Genomic DNA, 17,614 nt, shown 5'->3' with positions numbered 1-17,614 from the left:
CTCGCCAAAGTCCGGGGCCGCTCTTGTCCACCTGCCAACCACTTGACCTGTGGAGGTCTCCCAGCATGACGCAACCCACCACCGTCCCGCGAGCCTTACTGGCGGGAGCTCCCGCCGAGGGCGGGATGCGGTTCTACCTGACCACTCACAAACGGCACTGGGTCAAGCTCACCGACGTGCCGCTGTTCCTGAAATCCGAGCACTTCGCCGCCGCGGCCACGCTGTACCCGGCGCGCGGCCGGTACGCGGTCGACTCCGGCGGCTTCTCGGAACTCCAGCGTCACGGCCGCTGGACCCGCAGCCCCCGCCAGTACGTGGAAGACCTGCGCCGCATCTGGGAACACGTCGGCCCCTACGACTGGGCGGCCGGTCAGGACTGGATGTGTGAAGACCTCATCATCAACGGCGGCACGGCCGGCCCCCTGTCGTTCGTCGGGACCAAGCTGAGCGTGCCGGAGCACCAGCGGCGCACCGTGCACAACTTCCTGGACCTGCGCTCCCTTGCCCCGACCCTGCGGATCATCCCGACCCTTCAAGGCCGCACCGTGGACGAGTACCACGCGTGCGCGGACCTGTACGAGAGCTACGGCGTCGACCTGCGCCGTGAACCCACCGTTGGGCTGGGCTCGGTATGCCGGTTGCAGTCCACCAAGCAAGGGGCTGCGATCGTCACCGCGATGGCGGCCCGCGGCTACCGCTTGCACGGCTTCGGGTTCAAGATCCTCGGTCTGGAAAGCGTCGGGCACCTGCTCGCCTCCGCGGACTCCGCGGCCTGGAGCTACCACGCCCGCAAGCGGCCCCCTCTGCCCGACCACCCGCACAAGAACTGCGCCAACTGCATCGACTACGCCCTGCGCTGGCGTACCCGTGTCCTGGCTGCCATCCCCACCCACCGGCAGACGCTGCTCACCGATCGGAGCGCGGCATGAGCGAGACGCCCTACCCCCTGCACACCGCGCTGAGCCTCGCCACATCCGGCGTCCCGGTGCTGCCCCTGCGCCGGGGCAAGGTCCCGTTCGGCAACTGCTCCTCGTGCGTGGACAACGCGTGCGGCGGCCGGCCGAACATGAAGACCCCGGGCCCGTGCCAGTGCCCCGGCGTCTGCCACGCCTGGGCCGCCGCGACCACCGATCCGGCCGTCATCGTCGCGCCCCCGTGGGCGGCAGCCTGGCGCCGCGCGGTGTGCGTCGGCTACCACCCCGGCGGCGCCGGGCTGACCGTGGTCGACCTGGACGACGCGGACGCCATCGCATGGGCCCGCCAGACCCTGCCCGCCACACGGACCGTGCCGACGACACGCGGTGAGCACTGGATCTACCGGGGAGCCATGGCCTCCCGCAACAAGGTGCGTCCCGATGTCGACATCAAGTCGTCCATGTCCTACGCCCGCTACCTCGGGTCCGGCGCCGGCCTCATGGTCGACCTGCCGGACACCGTGCGCGCCCTGGCCGCCAAGACGCCCTCCCCGGCCCGGCCGGTACCGCACGCCAGCGCGCCCGCCGGGTCCAGCGGCGGGCAGTGCCCGCACCGCACGCCCACCTTCCTGGAACGCGGCATCGCCATGGCAGAGCAGCGCATCACCACCGCCCGCAGCGCGATCCACGCCACCGTCTACGGGACGTTCCTCGCGGTGCTGTCCACGCACGGCCGGTGCGGCTGCCTCACCGACACCCACGTCGCCCGCCTGTTCACCGCCGCCCGCACCAAGGGCGAGACGGCCCGGCACTGCACGGACGCATGGAACAACGCTCGCACCATGTTGGGACTGTGACCATGTCCGACGACGACAAGAACCCCGCTCGCGAAGTCATCACCGACTACGCGCAAGCGCACTTCCGCTACTTCCGCACCGCCGACGGCACCGTGTACGCGCAGCGCAACGGCCACCCCGTGGCCCGTCCGATCCGGTCCCAGGGCACCACCGGCAGCCACCGCCAAGAACTCATGGTCGGACTGTTCAAGGACGGCATCGGCGTGTTCAACGGCACGGCCATGAAGGAGGCGCTCGACTTGATCGAGGCACTCGCACTGACCGAGGACGTTCAGCCCGTGCACATCCGCGTCGCCCCGGGATTCGACGGAGCCACATGGCTGGACCTCGGGCGCAGCGACGGGCAGTCCGTACGGATCCACCCCACCGGATGGGACATCGCCACCCCGGACCCGCGAGAGGTGTGCTGGCGCCGCACCCAACTAACCGGGGAACTACCCCTGCCGGCCAAGGACACCAACGGCAAGGGCATCGACCTGCTGATGCGGTTGTGCAACTTCGCCACCGCGGAGACCGAGTGCCTGGCCATCGCCTGGCTCATCGGCTGCCTCGGGCCGACGGTGCCCGTCCCGGCCCCTTTCCTCACCGGACCACAGGGCGCGGGAAAGTCCACCGGCGGGCGCATGCTCGTGCGAATCATCGAGGGCATGACCGGAGACCTGCGCCGGGCACCCAAGGATGAGGAGAACCTGATCACAGCGGTAGCGGCCGGTTGGGTCACCGCCCTGGACAACCTCTCCCACATGACCCCGGAACTGTCGGATGCGATGTGCTGCATCGTCACCGGCGCCGAGAACGTCAAGCGTGCCCTGTTCACCGACGGCGACGTCTTCCGCATCGGCTACCGTCGCCCCCTGCTCCTGACCGGCATCGACGTGGGAGTCATCCGGCCCGACCTCGCCGAACGACTCCTGCCCCTGCGGCTGGAACGCCCCCGCGTGAGGCGCACCGAGGCCGAACTGTGGTCGGACTTCGCAGAGGTGCTACCCGTCATCCTCGGCTCGCTCCTGGACCTCACCGTGCAGGTACGGGCGGCTGAGGCGGACATCCCCACGGACCTACGCATGGCCGACTTCGCGCACCTGTGCGCGCAACTCGACGCGGCCACCGGTCTGGGAGCTCTCGCCGCCTACCGGGCCAGCCTGGACGACCTCAACGACGACGTCATCGAGGGCGACCTGTTGGCGCAGACCGTGCTCAAGCACGCCGCCGGCATCGAGCCGGGCACCGAGCAGCGGATGACGTCCGCCGAATGGCTGCACTGCCTCACCGGCCTCTACGCGGGCGAGGACTTCCGTCCCCTGCCTAAAGGGTGGCCGACCACCGGCAAGGTGCTCTCAGACCGCCTCAAGCGCCTTCAACCCACCCTCGCCGCCCGGGGCGTCCTCATCGACTGGGGACGCACCAACGCATCCCGCTACATCGAGATCGCGCGGCCGTCCGCCGCGCCGCCCCCGTCCGAGCAGGAAGCGGCTTTCTGACCGCGCGGCACCACGACCGCCCCGCACAAGCAAGAGGAGCACCCGGTCACGCGTGCTCTTCTTGCTGTTCGGCGGCACCGCCGCCCGGCAATGGACGCGCCGCGAAGCGGCTCCTTCTTCACTCTCTGAGCCGCGCACCACAACAGACACCACCCCCTCTTTGTCCGAAGTAGAGAGACGCTGCGTCACCTGCGTCACCCGCGCCCCGAAAACGGCCGGTGATCTGCCGAAACAGCGGTGACGCAGACGGCCGGTTCCTGCGTCACCCCGCGTCACCTGCGTCACTCCATGACGCAGGTCCGTGTCACCGGTGACATACCCCCACCGCGCTGCGTCACCGAGAAACCGCAGGTCAGAGCGGCGAATGACGCAGATGACGCAGGTGACGCAGAAATCCGCACCTCGGACACACGCAGGCATTCGACAAGTTCCGAAGTCCGCCTGCGCTCAGCCAATGGCACTTGAAGTCACCCCGACTACTGAGGAGCCACCGAATGGCCAGCCCCCGGATGCTCAAGCTCCCCGAAGTCCTCGAAGAGATCGAGATGAGCCGCGCCGCCTTCTACCGGATGCGCGCCCGTGGCAAGGCGCCAAGGCTCATAAAGCTGCCGAACGGCCAGATCCGTTGCCGTCGCAGTGACTTGGACGCGTGGTGGGCCAAGCACGAGATCGCCGCCTGACCGCTGACCGACCCGATGGGGCCCGCCGTACGGCGGGCCCCATCTCCGTGAGGAGCACAATGCACAGCTATGACGTGCGCATTTGGAACGTCCGGAAGCGTCCGAGCAAGTCAGCTCCGTACCAACTCCGCTGGCAAGTCGCCGGGACGGAGTTTCCGGAGAGGTTCGCTACCAAGACGCTCGCCGACGCTCGCCGCGCGGAACTGCTGACCGCGGCCCGTAAAGGCGAACCGTTCGACACCGAGACTGGCCTCCCCGTGTCGGAGCTCCGGGAGCGGAACCGCACGAGTTGGTACGCCCATGCCCGCGCGCACGCCGCGCGAAAGTGGCCGACTGCCGCAGCAAAGCACCGGGCGAGCATCGCAGAGAGCCTGACCATCGCCACAATGGCGCTGTGTCCGGCCGGGAAGGGACGCCCGGCGGACGACCTCTTGCGCCGGGCGCTCTACCAGTGGGGATTCAACGCCGGACGCCATGACCAGGAGCCGCCCGAACCGGAGGCCAAGGCGTTGGCATGGGTGGCACGCAACGCACCGGCCGTCGTCGACCTAGACAGCGCGAAGCGCGTGCGCATGGTGCTGGAAGCCCTGGCCAAGCGCAAGAACGGCAAGGCAGCCGCAGCCAACACCTTCCGGCGTCGCCGCGCAGTGCTCAGCAACTGCCTTCGCCTCGCGGTGGAACAGGAACTGTTGCCCGGCAACCCACTGCACCGAGTGCACTGGGAGACGCCCAAAGCAGTGGAAGAGCTGGACGTGCGCAGTGTGGCCACCCCGGCGCAGGCACGGGCGCTGCTGGACGCAGTCCGGGCACAGGGGCAGCGAGGCGCCCACCTGGTCGCGTTCTACGCATGCATCTACTACGCCGCCATGCGGCCGGAGGAGGTGTCGATGCTCAGCGCTGAGCAGTGCGAACTCCCCACAGAAGGTTGGGGACGGCTCATGCTCGCTGGCGCCCGGCCGCAGGTGGGATCCGCGTGGACCGACGACGGCAAGCCGTACGAGGAGCGGCAGCTCAAACATCGGGCCCGCCGGGCAGTCCGACCCGTACCCATCCCGCCTGTACTGGTGGCCATCCTGCGGGCCCACCTCGAAGCGTTCGGCACCACGACCGAGGGTCAACTGTTCAGTGCCGTGCGGGGCGGGCCCATCCGGTCGCAGGAGTACGGCGCGGTGTGGAAGGAGGCTCGCAAGAAGGCGCTCACAGCCGCGCAGGTGGCCTCTCCACTCGCCGCCATCCCGTACGACCTGCGCCACGCCTGTGTGTCGTTCTGGCTCCGGTCCGGGGTCAGCCTTGCCGAGACCGCCCGGCGCGCGGGCCAGAGCGTCGCTGTGCTTCAGCGCTACTACGCCAAGGTGCTGGACGGCGAGGAAGCCAGGATGAACGCGCTGATCGAGCAGGGGTTGGCGGAGCAGGAAGGCGAGTCAGAGGAGCCGTAAATCCTGGCCGCAGGTTGGCCGCACGCGCTGGTCAAGCCCGGGATGCGGGCGAGTCAGGGTGAGACAGGGTGAACGCCGAAGGGGTGCCCTCCACTGGAAGGCACCCCTTCTGACCTGCAATGCTTCTGACCTGCGCGGTGGGTGTGGGATTTGAACCCACGGTGACGTCGCCGCCACGACGGTTTTCAAGACCGTTCCCTTAGGCCGCTCGGGCAACCCACCTCGGCCCCGTCCCACCAGGGGCGGAGCGGGTACAGCGTACCGGCCTCGCGCGGTGGGCGGGGTTCGTGGTCCACATGAGGTCCGGTGCGCGGGTCCGGGGCCCTCTGCCGCTGTCAGGTGCCGTCGCCCACGCGGACCCCGTTGACGGCGTTGTCGAAGACCGGGCGGTACTCGTGCCATCGGGCGTCCGGCGCGGAGAGGTAGATCACGTACTGGGTGCCGTCGGCGCTCGCGAAGGCCAACTCTGCGGCACGGTACTTCCGTTGTCTGCCCTCGAAGGTGAACTCCCAGTATCCGGCGGGCCGTCCCCGGAAGGTCGTCTCGGCCATCCTCACGCGCTCATAGCCGGCATTGTCGCGGGCGGTCTGTTCCTCTTCCGTCTCACGCCAGTGCTGGAGCGGATCGGTGCCGGCGAACTCGATGACGTTGACCCTCAGGCCCACCAGTCCCGTCGGGTCTATGTAGCCGACTTCGCCCCCGGCGAGCGCCTTGCGGGTCCAGCCCTCCGGCACGGGCACGGAGATGCCTCTGTCCGGCTGTTTGAGGACGTATCCGGCGGGCACCGGCGGCACCGAGAAGCTGGAGCCAGAACTGGGGTCAGGGCTGGTGCCCGACGTGGGCGTGGTGGGCGCTGTGGGTGAAGTGGACGAGGTGGGCGTGGTCGCCTCGGAGCCCGACGCCTGCTTGCCCGGGCCGTCGGCCCTGCCGTTGAGCCACCACACCGCGCCGGCCGCCAGGCAGGCGGCGAGCGTCACGGCCAGGGCTGACAGCGCCACCGTACGGCGACGGCCGCGGTTGGCTCCGCTCTTGCTCGCGGGAGGCGCGAGGTCGTCGGCACGGTCCGGTCGCGTGGGCGGATCGAGGCTCTCGGTCCGTGTGCCGGTCACGTCGCTCAGGCGGCGTTCGACCTCGTGCACGTCCATGCGCTGACCCGGGTCCTTGACGAGCAGGCCCTCGATCACCGGGGCCAGCTCCCCCGCGTTGCGCGGGGGCTCGTACGGGTCCGCGGCGATGGCGTACGCGGTCTCGATCGCGGTGTTGCGGCGGAACGGGTCCTGCCCCTCGACCAGTTGGTACAGCGTGGCCCCCAGGGCCCACAGGTCACTGGCGGGACCGGTCTCGGGACGCGCGCCCCGGAGCCGTTCGGGCGCCAGGTAGCCGATGGAGCCGATCAGCTCGCCGGGCTTGGTCAGCGAGGACGTTCCCGACTCCATGGCGATCCCGAAGTCGGTGAGGATGATCCGCCCGTCGTTGCCGAGCAGCACGTTGGCGGGCTTGACGTCCCGGTGCTGCACTCCGGCGTCGTGGGCGGCACGCAGGGCGGCGGCCATGGCGAGGCCGATCCGGGCGGCCTCCTCGGGTGGCAGCGCACCGCGCCGCTTCAGTACGTCGCTCAGCGTGACCGAGGGGACGTACTCCATGACGATGCAGGGCAGGCCCTCGTCGTCGACGACGTCGTGCACGACGATCACGTTGGGGTGGGTGATCCGGGCGGCGCTGCGCGCTTCGCGGCGGGTGCGCTCGTAGAGCGTGCGGACCTCGTCGTCCTGAAGGTGCGGTGGGATGTGCAGCTTCTTCACGGCGACATGGCGGCCGAGCATCTTGTCCTCGGCACGCCAGACGGTGCCCATGCCGCCGCTGCCCACCCGGTCCACCAGCAGGTACCGGCCGGCGACGAGCCGTCCAAGATCGGACACCGCGAGACCGTCCCCTTTTCTGCTTCCCATTCGCGGCTCTGCTTCCCATTCGCGAAGAGTCGAGGTCGAGAAGGCACGATAGCCCATTCGAACGCGTGGACGCTGTCGCCGGTCGATCGGCAACTCCGCGCGCTCATCGCGCAGTCCACACCTCAGCGAAAGGGTGCCACCCGGTGAGGTGGACGCGGGTTCGTCGCGCCCTGGTTCCCCTCACTTCCAGAAAACAGGCACGCCACTTTCAGAGAACGGGCACGTCGCTTCCAGAGGATGTGCACGTTGCTTCCAGAGAACTGGCCGCGTCGCTTCCACAGGACGGCGCGTCGCGTCCCGGAAAAACAGGCACGCGCGCGTAGTCGGCTCGTGTCAGAGCCTGATCTACGCGCGCGTGGCCGTCGCGTCAGCTGTCGCCCTTGCGGGAGCCCAGGGTGAGTTCGACCGTACGGGACTGGCCGTCCCGTTCGTAGGTGATCGTGACCTTGTCGCCGGGCTGGTGGGTCCAGATCTCGCCGATCAGGGTGGGACCGGAGTCGATCACCCTGTCGTCGAGCTTGGTGATGACGTCGCCGGGCTTGAGGCCGGCCTTGTCGGCGGGGCCGCCCGCCTCGACCGCGGCGGCGCTGCTGTTGCCCTGGTCGACGATCTTGGCGCCGTCGGTGGTGTCCTCCGTGGAGACGGAGGCGCCGATCTTGGCGTAGACCGGCTCGCCGGTCTTGATCAGCTGCTGGGCGACGTACTTGGCCTGGTTGATCGGGATGGCGAAGCCGAGGCCGATCGAGCCGGACTGGCTGGTGCCGCCCAGGCCGTTGGCGGCGGACTGGATCGCGGAGTTGATGCCGATGACGTTGCCCTGGGCGTCCAGCAGCGGGCCGCCGGAGTTGCCGGGGTTGATCGAGGCGTCCGTCTGCAGGGCGCTCATGTACGAGGCGTTGCTGCCGGTGCCGTCGCTGGAGGCCACGGGGCGGTTCTTGGCGCTGATGATGCCCGTGGTGACCGTGTTGGACAGGCCGAAGGGGGCGCCGATCGCGATCGTCGAGTCGCCGACCGCCACCTTGTCGGAGTCGCCCAACGTCAGCGGGTTGAGGCCCGAGGGGGCATTCTTGAGCTTGATGACCGCCACGTCGTAGCCCTGGGCGTGGCCGACGACCTCGGCGTCGTACTTCTTGCCGTTCGGGAAGGTCGCCGTCAGGTTGCCGCCGTCGACCGCGTCGGCCACCACGTGGTTGTTGGTGAGGATGTGGCCCTCGGCGTCGAAGACGAAGCCCGTGCCGGTTCCGCCCTCGCCCGCGCTGCTCTCGGCCTGGATGGTGACGGTGCTCGGCAGCGCCTTGGCGGCCACGCCCGCGACGGTGCCCGGGTCGCGCTTGACGGAGCCGCCGCTGTCGGGGGCGGAGACGGTCGTCGAGGAGGTGTTGTCGTCGTTCTTGGCCAGGGTGTAGCCGAGGCCGCCGCCCAGACCGCCCGCGACCAGCGCGGCGATGAGAACCGCGGCGAGCAGTCCGCCGCGCCCGCGGCCGGCCTTCGGCGCCGGCTGCGGGTACGCCGCACCCCAGCCGGATCCCGCACCGGCACCAGCACCGGCACCGCCTGCCATGGCGCCGCTGTCGGCGTACGGCTGTGTCGCGTACGGCGCTGTGGCGGACGGCTGTGCGGCGGGCGGCGGGGGCGGCCAGGAGGCGTCGGGGGCCGAGCCCTGGGTGACGGGCTGCTGGGCGTCGTTCGAGGTGCCCGGGGCTGCGGGCGGCTGCGCCGCCTGGGCGGTCTCCGGGGCGGCGTACGGCTGCGTGCCGTTGGCGCTCGCCGGGGCGCCGCTCGGCACCGGCGGGAGCGGAGCGGTCGGGGCGCCGTCGCCCTCGGGGGCCGGGCGCTCCTGGGAAGCCGGAGCAGCGGGAGCGTCCACCGGCACGGGGGGTGCGGACGGGGCCGGGGGTACCGCGGCGCCCTCGTTCTCGGTGCTCACAGCTTCTCTCCTCGATCCACGGCTATTGTCTGGGGTCGCACTCGGTCACGCCCGTTCACGCTTGCCAGTACTTGTCGGCGGTCGGTGCGCTTCAGCTGTGCATGCCTTTATGTATGCCGTCAGCTTTTCCCACGGGCCGTCAGAGCACCATAAGCGGTTGCTGTGGGTCCACGGCCAACCTTTATATTGCCCATGTGGGACCAATAGGGCGCAATCCCTGCACGCTCGCTCCTCCTCCGGTCGCACGCCCGCCCCGGCGCGGTGACACCATGACGCCGTGACCCACGCACGGCAGCAGCAGACCCAAGTCGTCGCCCATCGCGGAGCCTCCGAAGACGCTCCCGAGCACACCCTGGCCGCGTACAAAAAGGCGATCGAGGACGGTGCGGACGCCCTCGAGTGCGATGTACGCCTCACCGCGGACGGTCATCTCGTCTGCGTGCACGACCGCCGCGTCAACCGTACGTCCAACGGCCGCGGCGCGGTCTCGGCCCTGGAGCTCGCCGAGCTCGCCGCCCTGGACTTCGGCTCCCGGAAGAACCGTGACTCGTGGAAGAACCGGGCCGAGGAGCCCGACTGGGAGTTCCGGCCGGAGGACCCCGAGGACACCTCCGTGCTCACCCTGGAGCGACTGCTGGAGCTCGTCGCCGACGCCGGGCGGCGGGTGGAGATGGCGATCGAGACCAAGCATCCGACGCGGTGGGCGGGGCAGGTCGAGGAGCGGCTGCTGCACCTGCTGAAGCGGTTCGGGCTGGATGCGCCCGCCTCGCACGAGGAGTCCCCGGTGCGCGTCATGAGCTTCTCGGCGCGCTCGCTGCATCGCGTGCGTGCCGCCTCGCCGACCCTGCCGACGGTCTATCTGATGCAGTTCGTCTCACCCAGGCTGCGGGACGGCCGACTGCCCGCGGGCGTCCATGTCGCGGGCCCCTCGATCCGCATCGTGCGCAATCACCCGGCGTATGTGGAGCGCCTGAAGCGGGCCGGCCACCAGGTGCACGTCTGGACCGTGAACGAGCCCCAGGACGTCGACCTCTGCGTCGACCTGGGCGTCGACGCCATCATCACCAACCGCCCGCGCGCGGTACTGCACCAACTCGGCCGCTGACACGCGTGTGCTCCCTGGCGTCGCGGGCGCTGAGAGCACGCGCGCGTGCGGCAGAGCAAACCGCACACCCGGAAACCACTAAAACCTCATCAATCCCTGCACAACCTCTTGACCCCGGAGTCCCACCAGCCCCATCCTCCACTCTCGGCCACACCGAAGAATTCCAGCCATGTCGACTACGGGGAGTGCTCCGGCGCGTTCGGTCCGTATTCGATCGTTGTGAATGCGTCGTGGGACGTTGATTGGCCGGTTTCCGGTTCAGGCCAATGGGGCATCCACACCGTGGCGTGGGGCAAAGGAGGTCTCGGGGGTGGCGTTGGTGGTGGCACAGGAGGTGCCCGCGTCGTCGAGCATGGCCGTACCCCATGGCCCTGCGGGCGTGGGGAAGGCGAGACACCGTATGCGCTCGCAGTTGCGCACGGGCGGGGTCGCGGAAACGGTCATCGACGACGCCGTACTGATTCTTTCCGAACTCTTGAGCAACGCGTGCAAACACGGCCGCCCGCTGGGCGACGCGCTGTCCGGGGACGGCGACGTCCGGGCCGCATGGCGTGTGGACACGAGCGGCAGGCTCACGGTCGAGGTGACGGACGGCGGCGGGCCCACCCGCCCGGCTCCGGCCACGCCCTCGGTCACCGCACACGGCGGCCGCGGGCTGAACATCATCACCGCCCTGGCCGACGACTGGGGTGTACGGGACGACGCGCGCGGCGAGGTCACGGTCTGGGTCGTGGTCCACGACGACGTGCATGATCCGGACGCCGGGGACCGCCGCGACGACTTCGCTACGCGCGTCGCAGCACCGTCCGTGGGCGCGATATCCGGCCTCGCCTTCTCGGACGCCTTCGACGACATGGACTGAAGCGCCGGTCGCGCGCGGCGACTCCCCGTCCGGCACGACCCGGCGGGTTGTCCACAGGCTCCCGTCGGCCATGGCGTGAACGGCTAGGCTCGCGCCGTACCAGACGAGCCGTAACCGGGAGACACCCACGATGGCCAAGAAGCGACCTCAGACCAAGGCCAAGCGCCCGCAGATCGTCGACGGGGCCCGCGCCGTAGGCGCTGATGGACAGGTTCCGGTTGTCGGCGCACGCGAGCCCTGCCCCTGCGGCAGCGGCCGCCGCTACAAGGCCTGTCACGGCCGGGCCGCCGCACAGGCGGTGACCGAGCTGGTGCACCGCCCGTTCGAGGGCCTGCCGTCCGAGTGCGACTGGGTGGCCCTGCGCGAACTGGTGCCGGCCGCCACCGTCGAGCTGCCCCTGCAGGGCGGTCTCCCCGAGGGCGTCCCGTCCGTCACCCTCGCCACCGTCCTGCCGATGGCCTGGCCGGCCCTGCGCCGCGACGACGGCTCGGTGCTGCTCGGCCTGCAGAACGACACGGCGTCGGGCGACATCAGCCGCGACCTCGCCGACACCCTCCAGCAGGCCCTCACCGCCCAGCCCGGCACGCCGATCCAGGGCCGCCGCGCCCCGGCCGACGGTCCGCGGCTGCAGGATCTGCTCGATCCCGAAGGCGCGTTCGAGCCAGTTGTGCACAGCGGTTTCGAGTTCTGGGTCCCGGACGCGGAGAACGCCACTCCGGAGGTGTCCGCCTCCCTGGAGCGGGCCAACGCCGCGGCCATCCCGACCGTGAAGCTGACCGGCGTGGACGCCGCCTACTGGTGCGAGACGCCGGAGAAGAACCACCTGCGCTGGGTCATGCCGCACCCCGAGGAGCAGCTTCTGGACGCTCTCGCGCGGCTGCACGCGGCGGGGAAGTCGAGCCTCGGCGAGGGCACCCGGCTCGTCGGCTCCTTCCGCGCTCACGGCCTCACCGTGCCGGTCTGGGACCTGCCGAGCGAGATCGGCGCGGAGGACGTGGAAAAGCCGGCGGCCGAGTTCGCCGAGCGCCTCGCCGCGGCCCTGGCCACGGACGCTCCGCTCACCGCGGACGAGCGCCGCGCGCGCGGCGGCCTGACCAACCGGCAGGTCACGCTCAGCTGACGCACAGGAGGGAGACCGGGTTCGACTGAACGGCCGTTCAGTCGAACCGGCCCTCGCGGGAGGGGTGAATCCGATCACAACTCCCAAGCGGAGCAAGGGAATCCGTGACTGGAAAGCCCGGATCGAATTTGCGAACCGCCGATCTCTTGTTACCGTTCCATTAGCCCGGTTGCTGGTGCATCCCCCGTCGCCAGCAACCGGGTCTTTCCATGCGTGCGGTCATTTACGAAATGACGTCGCGTGTCAACGGCCCGTGACCGCCGTGGAATCGTCCGGTACGGAGTTGCTCGCGGCGCGCAGCAGCAGCGGCCCGTTCCCGGCCCGCGCGGCGAACTCCGCCACCGCCGTGTAGGCGTCCAGATTCCCCCGAGTGGGCCGCCTGGGCGTCTCGCACGTCCCCGGCTCGTCCTCGGCACCCCCGGCGCAGCGCATCTGCACGGTGCGGCCTCCGGGCCCCATGAGGCTCAGTACGGAGTCCAGCGCGCCGCCGGTCGCGTTGCGGAAGTAGGTGCGCGCCCAGGTCTCCTCACCCTGCGTGAGGACACAGGTCTGCGCCTCGATGCCCTCCGGGGAGGTGAGCTCGGGGCCGCAGCGGGTGGCGGTGGCCAGGCCCAGGCCGAGCAGCAGGGAGTCGTCGGGCTCGGCCGCGGGCCCCTTGGCGTCGGTGGCGGGGGAGGGACGTACCGAAGGACGCTCGGACTTGCGTGACGTATGGCCGAGGGCGCGCTCCTCCTCGCCCACGGGTCCCGCGGAGGCGACGGCCAGCGGCAGCGCGACCGCGCCCACCACGACGCCGGCGAGGGCGAACAGACGGATCTTTCCTGAGCCTGAGCGGCGTGTCTCAGCGTGACGGGGCATACACGGAATGTAACTACCGCGCACGCGCGTCCCGTTCCGCGCGCGCCGTACACCCCTACAACTCGGGTGCGCTCACACCCGTACGAGTGAGGGCCTCGACCACGGCGTCCACCACGGCCTCCACGTCGGGCACCCAGGGGGAGGCCGAGCCGGGCAGCGGGGCGCGCTGCCAGCTGATGGGGCCCTGGCCCGTCTCGGACGGGGGCAGGGCGAGGTAGCCGCCCTCGCCGTGGAAGCGCAGGGAGCCCGGGACGAAGTCCTTGGCGTACAGCAGTTCGCCCAGCTGCTCCATGGAGTACGGCTTCACCAGGATCGCCCAGCGGGCGGGCGAGGCGACGACCGGGCCGAGGCGCATGCCCATGCGGTCGAGTGCGGTGAGGGCGTTCGCGGCCGGCAGGGCCGGGAGGCTGACGGCGCAGGGCGCCGTGCCGCCGGTGGCGAGGATGATCGGGGCCGCGGGCCGGTTGGCCCACCACCAGCGCACCATGCGCTCGTCGGTGGTCGCCGCGAGGAGACCGGGGTCGAAGGGGTGGGCACCGGGCACCGTGCACTCGGGGTCCGGACAACCGCAGCGGTCCGACTTCTGCGGATCCGCCGCCACACCCGGGAGTACGGGCCACTGCCATTGAGTCGCGAAGGTCAGGGCCGCGCTGATCACCTCAGGCCTCCCATCGCCGCGCAGGAGCCTGCGTCGCTTTCCGAGGATCTCGCGCATGAGCGCTCGTTCCTTTCCGTTGCACCGCTGGCAACACCGTGGGCCACATCACACCATGTGTCGATCACTTCACTGTGCGTACCTAATGGCGCATCACACCCCTGCCCTGGGCAAGGGAAACCCCTATGGGTCGAGCGTTGGCTGCTTCCGCGGCAGCCCCGTCCATACTGCGTCTGGCAAAAGCATGGGCGTGGCGTGGGGTGGCGAAGTCTGGCGTTTTGCTGTCCCGCGTATTTCTCTTCGCCTCCGCCACGGGAGGATGGGGCACGGCCGTCGGTGGCTAAGACGCCCGGGTCCGTCACCAGGTTCCGGGTGGTTGTCAACCACCCCTGGTCTTCACCGAGTACGTACCCATCACGACCGTTGTGACGCTCTGTGGAGCGAAACCAGTCGACCGCAATACCCCGTTCCCTGTCACAGTTTTAAGCCAACTTTGCCTTTGTGCAAGAGATCTACGACGAGGGCTCTGGTTGCCCACGGACACCAGGAATCCCAGCAGGACAATGCTGGACATCCCCTTACGAGTGCGTGTACATGTGGAGACACTGCTAGCGGCGCAGAATGACATGGGGGTTTGCGATGCTTTTGAGCAATACGCACCGGTCCGAAAGCCGGACGCCATGAACGCTCCCCACCCTCCGAAAGTGGCCGGAATCGATTCGACGGTTCCCTCGCCCGCACACACTGTCGCGCCCGCGCACGCGGCCTCGGGTGCCTCAGCGGTCCCCCCGCCCAACCCACCAGGCGTGGTCCTCCAGGACCGTCTCGCCGGCTGGGTCTCGGACCTGACGACCCTCCACGAACTCACCGAGCGCCTGGCCCGCACGGACTCGCTCGCCGAGGCTCTTGAGGAAATCCTGCGCGCCGGATCCGCCCTCGTGGGCGCCCGGCGCGGTCTCGTCGTACTGGAACCGGCGGACGGGCTGGGCCCCGACACGACCATCGGGCTGGGCCTCGCCCGCGCCGATCTCGGACACATCGAGACCGTGCCGCGCAGCGCCATGTCGTACGGCAGGATCCTCGACGGCCTCCCGGGCGGCGACGGCGAGATCGCCGAGCCCGACCTGTTCGCCGGGGACAAGCTCGACCCCCGCCACCGCGAGGTGGCCGCCCGCCTCGGCTACGCCGCCAGCTACGCCCTCCCCCTGACCACCGACGCGGCCGGCCGCCTCGGCGCCGCCGTGTGGCTGTACGACGAGCCCGCCGAACCGGCCGAGCGCCAGCGCCACCTCGTCGGCCTGTACACCCGCTACGCCACCGAGCACCTCGCCCGGCTCCTCGAAATCGAGCGCACGCGCGCGTCCATGCGGACGATGGCCGAGGAGCTGCTCCCGTCCCGGCTGCCGCGCATGACCGGCGTCCAGTTGGCCGCCCGGCACCGCACCGGTCCGCGCGGGGGCGGCGACTGGTACGACGCGCTGCCGCTGCCGGACGCCGCGCTCGGTCTGGCCGTCGGCTCGGTGACCGGGTCGGGGCCCAGCGCGGTCGCCGCCATGGGGCGGCTGCGGGCGAGCCTGCGGGCGTACGCCGTCATGGAGGGCGAGGACCCGGTCGCGGTCCTGTCCGACCTGGAACTGCTGCTCAGACTCACCGAGCCGGCCCGCTCAGCCACCGCCCTGTTCGCCTACTGCGAGCCCGCCCTGCGCAAGATCACGCTCGCCGGCGCCGGGCACACCCCGCCGCTGCTGATCGGCGATCGGCGCACGGAGTTCGTGGAGACGTCCGTGTCCGCGCCGCTGGGCATGCTGGCCTGCTGGGAGGCGCCGAGTGTGGAGCTGACGGCGGAAGCCGGAGAGACGGTTCTGCTGTACACCGACGGGCTGCTGCACCGCACCGGCGACCCCACCGACCGCGCCTTCGCCCGGCTGCACTCGGCCGCGGCCGGGGTGCCCAGGGCGATCCGGCACGACCCGGACGCCGTCGTCGACCACGTCCTGCGGACCGTGCTGCCGGACGGGCTCGACCGGGCGGACAGCGCGGAGGACGTCGTCCTGCTGGCGGCTCGCTTCGAGTAAGCCGTTGCCGCCCATAACAGGCGAACAGTGGCGCACATAACAGTGACCGTCGATTGCCGTGTAACAGGCCATTCGCCCCTGGGCCCCCTTCCGTACGACCGTACGATGGAGGGGGCCCAGTGCCGTATCGAGGAGGATGACCGCCGTGGCAGAAGAGCTCCCGGAGACCCCGGAGACTGCCGAAAAAGAGCCGATCAAGCCGCGCAAGAACGGCCTGTACCCGGGCGTGTCCGACGAGCTTGCCGAGAACATGCAGTCCGGCTGGGCCGACACGGAGCTGCGCGACCTCGCGCCGATCCCCCAGGCCGCCGAGACCGCCACGCGGCGTGCCGCGCTGTCGGCGCGGTTCCCGGGTGAGCGGCTGGTGATCCCGGCGGGCAACCTGAAGACGCGGTCGAACGACACCGAATACCCCTTCCGGGCGTCGGTCGAGTACGCGTACCTCACCGGCAACCAGACCGAGGACGGCGTGCTCGTCCTGGAGCCCGTCGCCGACGGTCACAAGGCGACGATCTACCTGCTGCCGCGCTCCGACCGCGAGAACGGCGAGTTCTGGCTCTCCGGCCAGGGCGAACTGTGGGTGGGCCGCCGGCACTCGCTCACCGAGGCCGAGAAGCTGTACGGCATCCCCGCGTCCGACGTGCGCGAGCTGGCCGACAAGCTTCGTGAGGCGACGGGTCCGGTGCGTGTCGTACGGAGCTACGACGCCGGCATCGAGGCCGCGCTGACCGACAAGGTCACCGCCGAGCGGGACGAGGAGCTGCGGGTCTTCCTGTCGGAGGCGCGGCTGGTCAAGGACGCCTTCGAGATCGGCGAGCTGCAGAAGGCCGTCGACTCGACCGTGCGCGGCTTCGAGGACGTGGTGAAGGTCCTCGACAAGGCCGAGGCGACTTCCGAGCGCTACATCGAGGGCACGTTCTTCCTCCGCGCGCGCGTGGAGGGCAACGACGTCGGCTACGGCTCCATCTGCGCGGCCGGTCCGCACGCCTGCACCCTGCACTGGGTGCGCAACGACGGGCCCGTGCGCTCCGGTGATCTGCTGCTCCTCGACGCGGGCGTGGAGACGCACACGTACTACACCGCCGACGTCACGCGCACGCTGCCGATCGACGGCCGGTACAGCGAGATCCAGAAGAGGATCTACGACGCCGTGTACGACGCCCAGGAGGCCGGTATCGCGGCCGTGAAGCCGGGCGCGAAGTACCGGGACTTCCACGACGCGGCGCAGCGTGTGCTGACCGAGCGGCTCGTCGAGTGGGGGCTTGTCGAGGGGCCGGTGGAGCGGGTCCTGGAGCTGGGCCTGCAGCGGCGGTGGACGCTGCACGGGACCGGGCACATGCTCGGCATGGACGTGCACGACTGTGCCGCCGCGCGGACCGAGACGTATGTCGAGGGTGTGCTGGAGCCCGGCATGGTGCTGACCGTCGAGCCGGGGCTGTACTTCCAGGCCGATGACCTGACCGTGCCGGAGGAGTACCGGGGCATCGGGGTGCGGATCGAGGACGACATCCTGGTGACCGAGGACGGCAACCGGAACCTGAGCGCTGCGCTGCCCCGGCGGTCTGATGAGGTCGAGAGCTGGATGGCTTCTCTGAAGGGCTGACGTTGGATTGATGGCCGGATACCGAAGGGGTGTCCGGCCATCGTTGCGGACTGCGGGCCGCCTGTGGCTGGTCGCGCAGTTCCCCGCGCCCC

Annotated in this window: 14 protein-coding genes and 1 tRNA gene; 10 read left to right on the top strand and 5 right to left on the bottom strand. The window is 70.2% G+C overall.

Features of this window, described 5'->3' with window-relative positions; translation table 11 throughout:
- Positions 1-65: 65 nt before the first annotated feature.
- The 5 genes from ACIA8X_RS04150 (at position 66) to ACIA8X_RS04130 (ending at position 5,368) form a co-directional block, all read left to right on the top strand.
- Positions 66-929, top strand: coding sequence for a hypothetical protein (locus ACIA8X_RS04150; protein WP_393455883.1), 864 nt, complete (start codon positions 66-68; stop codon positions 927-929).
- Positions 926-1,771: a bifunctional DNA primase/polymerase gene (locus ACIA8X_RS04145; RefSeq protein ID WP_393455880.1), complete on the top strand. Its 846-nt coding sequence runs from the start codon at positions 926-928 to the stop codon at positions 1,769-1,771. The genes ACIA8X_RS04150 and ACIA8X_RS04145 overlap by 4 nt, the downstream gene beginning before the upstream one ends.
- 2 nt (positions 1,772-1,773) lie before the next feature.
- Entirely contained in the window at positions 1,774-3,252 is a 1,479-nt protein-coding gene (locus tag ACIA8X_RS04140) for an ATP-binding protein (RefSeq protein ID WP_393455877.1), read from the top strand.
- Positions 3,253-3,746: 494 nt separating this feature from the next.
- Positions 3,747-3,932: an AlpA family transcriptional regulator gene (locus tag ACIA8X_RS04135; protein ID WP_196461593.1), complete on the top strand. Its 186-nt coding sequence runs from the start codon at positions 3,747-3,749 to the stop codon at positions 3,930-3,932.
- A gap of 59 nt (positions 3,933-3,991) precedes the next feature.
- Positions 3,992-5,368: a tyrosine-type recombinase/integrase gene (locus ACIA8X_RS04130; protein WP_393455874.1), complete on the top strand. Its 1,377-nt coding sequence runs from the start codon at positions 3,992-3,994 to the stop codon at positions 5,366-5,368.
- A 135-nt stretch (positions 5,369-5,503) separates the two neighbouring features.
- Here ACIA8X_RS04130 and ACIA8X_RS04125 read toward each other — a convergent pair.
- The 3 genes from ACIA8X_RS04125 to ACIA8X_RS04115 all read right to left on the bottom strand — a co-directional run bounded on the left by ACIA8X_RS04125 (position 5,504) and on the right by ACIA8X_RS04115 (position 9,244).
- Positions 5,504-5,590: transfer RNA gene (locus tag ACIA8X_RS04125), tRNA-Ser, on the bottom strand.
- A gap of 113 nt (positions 5,591-5,703) precedes the next feature.
- A complete protein-coding gene (locus ACIA8X_RS04120) occupies positions 5,704-7,287 on the bottom strand; it encodes a serine/threonine-protein kinase (RefSeq protein WP_393455871.1) in 1,584 nt (527 codons plus the stop codon).
- 397 nt (positions 7,288-7,684) lie between these two features.
- Entirely contained in the window at positions 7,685-9,244 is a 1,560-nt protein-coding gene (locus tag ACIA8X_RS04115; protein WP_393455868.1) for a S1C family serine protease, read from the bottom strand.
- A 277-nt stretch (positions 9,245-9,521) separates the two neighbouring features.
- On the opposite strand from ACIA8X_RS04115, the gene ACIA8X_RS04110 reads away from it, so the two are divergent.
- From ACIA8X_RS04110 to ACIA8X_RS04100, 3 genes are all read left to right on the top strand, one after another.
- Positions 9,522-10,349 carry a glycerophosphodiester phosphodiesterase gene (locus ACIA8X_RS04110; protein WP_393455865.1) on the top strand — a complete coding sequence of 276 codons (828 nt, stop codon included), beginning with the start codon at positions 9,522-9,524 and terminating at the stop codon, positions 10,347-10,349.
- A 223-nt stretch (positions 10,350-10,572) separates the two neighbouring features.
- Complete coding sequence (locus ACIA8X_RS04105) at positions 10,573-11,211, top strand: ATP-binding protein (protein WP_393455862.1); 639 nt, start codon at positions 10,573-10,575, stop codon at positions 11,209-11,211.
- Between the two features lie 130 nt (positions 11,212-11,341).
- Positions 11,342-12,331, top strand: a complete 990-nt coding sequence (locus ACIA8X_RS04100) for a DUF5926 family protein (RefSeq protein WP_393455859.1) — start codon at positions 11,342-11,344, stop codon at positions 12,329-12,331.
- Between the two features lie 243 nt (positions 12,332-12,574).
- Here the strand turns inward: ACIA8X_RS04100 and ACIA8X_RS04095 are convergent, their stop codons facing one another.
- Together ACIA8X_RS04095 and ACIA8X_RS04090 are read right to left on the bottom strand one after the other, a co-directional pair.
- Positions 12,575-13,189: a hypothetical protein gene (locus tag ACIA8X_RS04095; protein ID WP_393455856.1), complete on the bottom strand. Its 615-nt coding sequence runs from the start codon at positions 13,187-13,189 to the stop codon at positions 12,575-12,577.
- Positions 13,190-13,244: 55 nt separating this feature from the next.
- On the bottom strand, positions 13,245-13,904 hold the full coding sequence (locus ACIA8X_RS04090) for a bifunctional DNA primase/polymerase (RefSeq protein ID WP_393455853.1): 660 nt from the start codon (positions 13,902-13,904) through the stop codon (positions 13,245-13,247).
- 503 nt (positions 13,905-14,407) lie between these two features.
- On the opposite strand from ACIA8X_RS04090, the gene ACIA8X_RS04085 reads away from it, so the two are divergent.
- Positions 14,408-15,919 (top strand): PP2C family protein-serine/threonine phosphatase, encoded by a 1,512-nt coding sequence (locus ACIA8X_RS04085; protein WP_393455850.1) that lies wholly within the window; start codon positions 14,408-14,410, stop codon positions 15,917-15,919.
- A gap of 136 nt (positions 15,920-16,055) precedes the next feature.
- Positions 16,056-17,522 (top strand): aminopeptidase P family protein, encoded by a 1,467-nt coding sequence (locus ACIA8X_RS04080; protein WP_393455847.1) that lies wholly within the window; start codon positions 16,056-16,058, stop codon positions 17,520-17,522.
- Positions 17,523-17,614: the final 92 nt, after the last annotated feature.

The organism is Streptomyces sp. NPDC051738 (assembly GCF_044453205.1).
In the GTDB taxonomy this organism is placed as follows: Bacteria; Actinomycetota; Actinomycetes; order Streptomycetales; family Streptomycetaceae; genus Streptomyces.
Note: the sequence above shows the minus strand (reverse complement) of the source record. Positions and strands in the feature narration are given on the sequence as shown.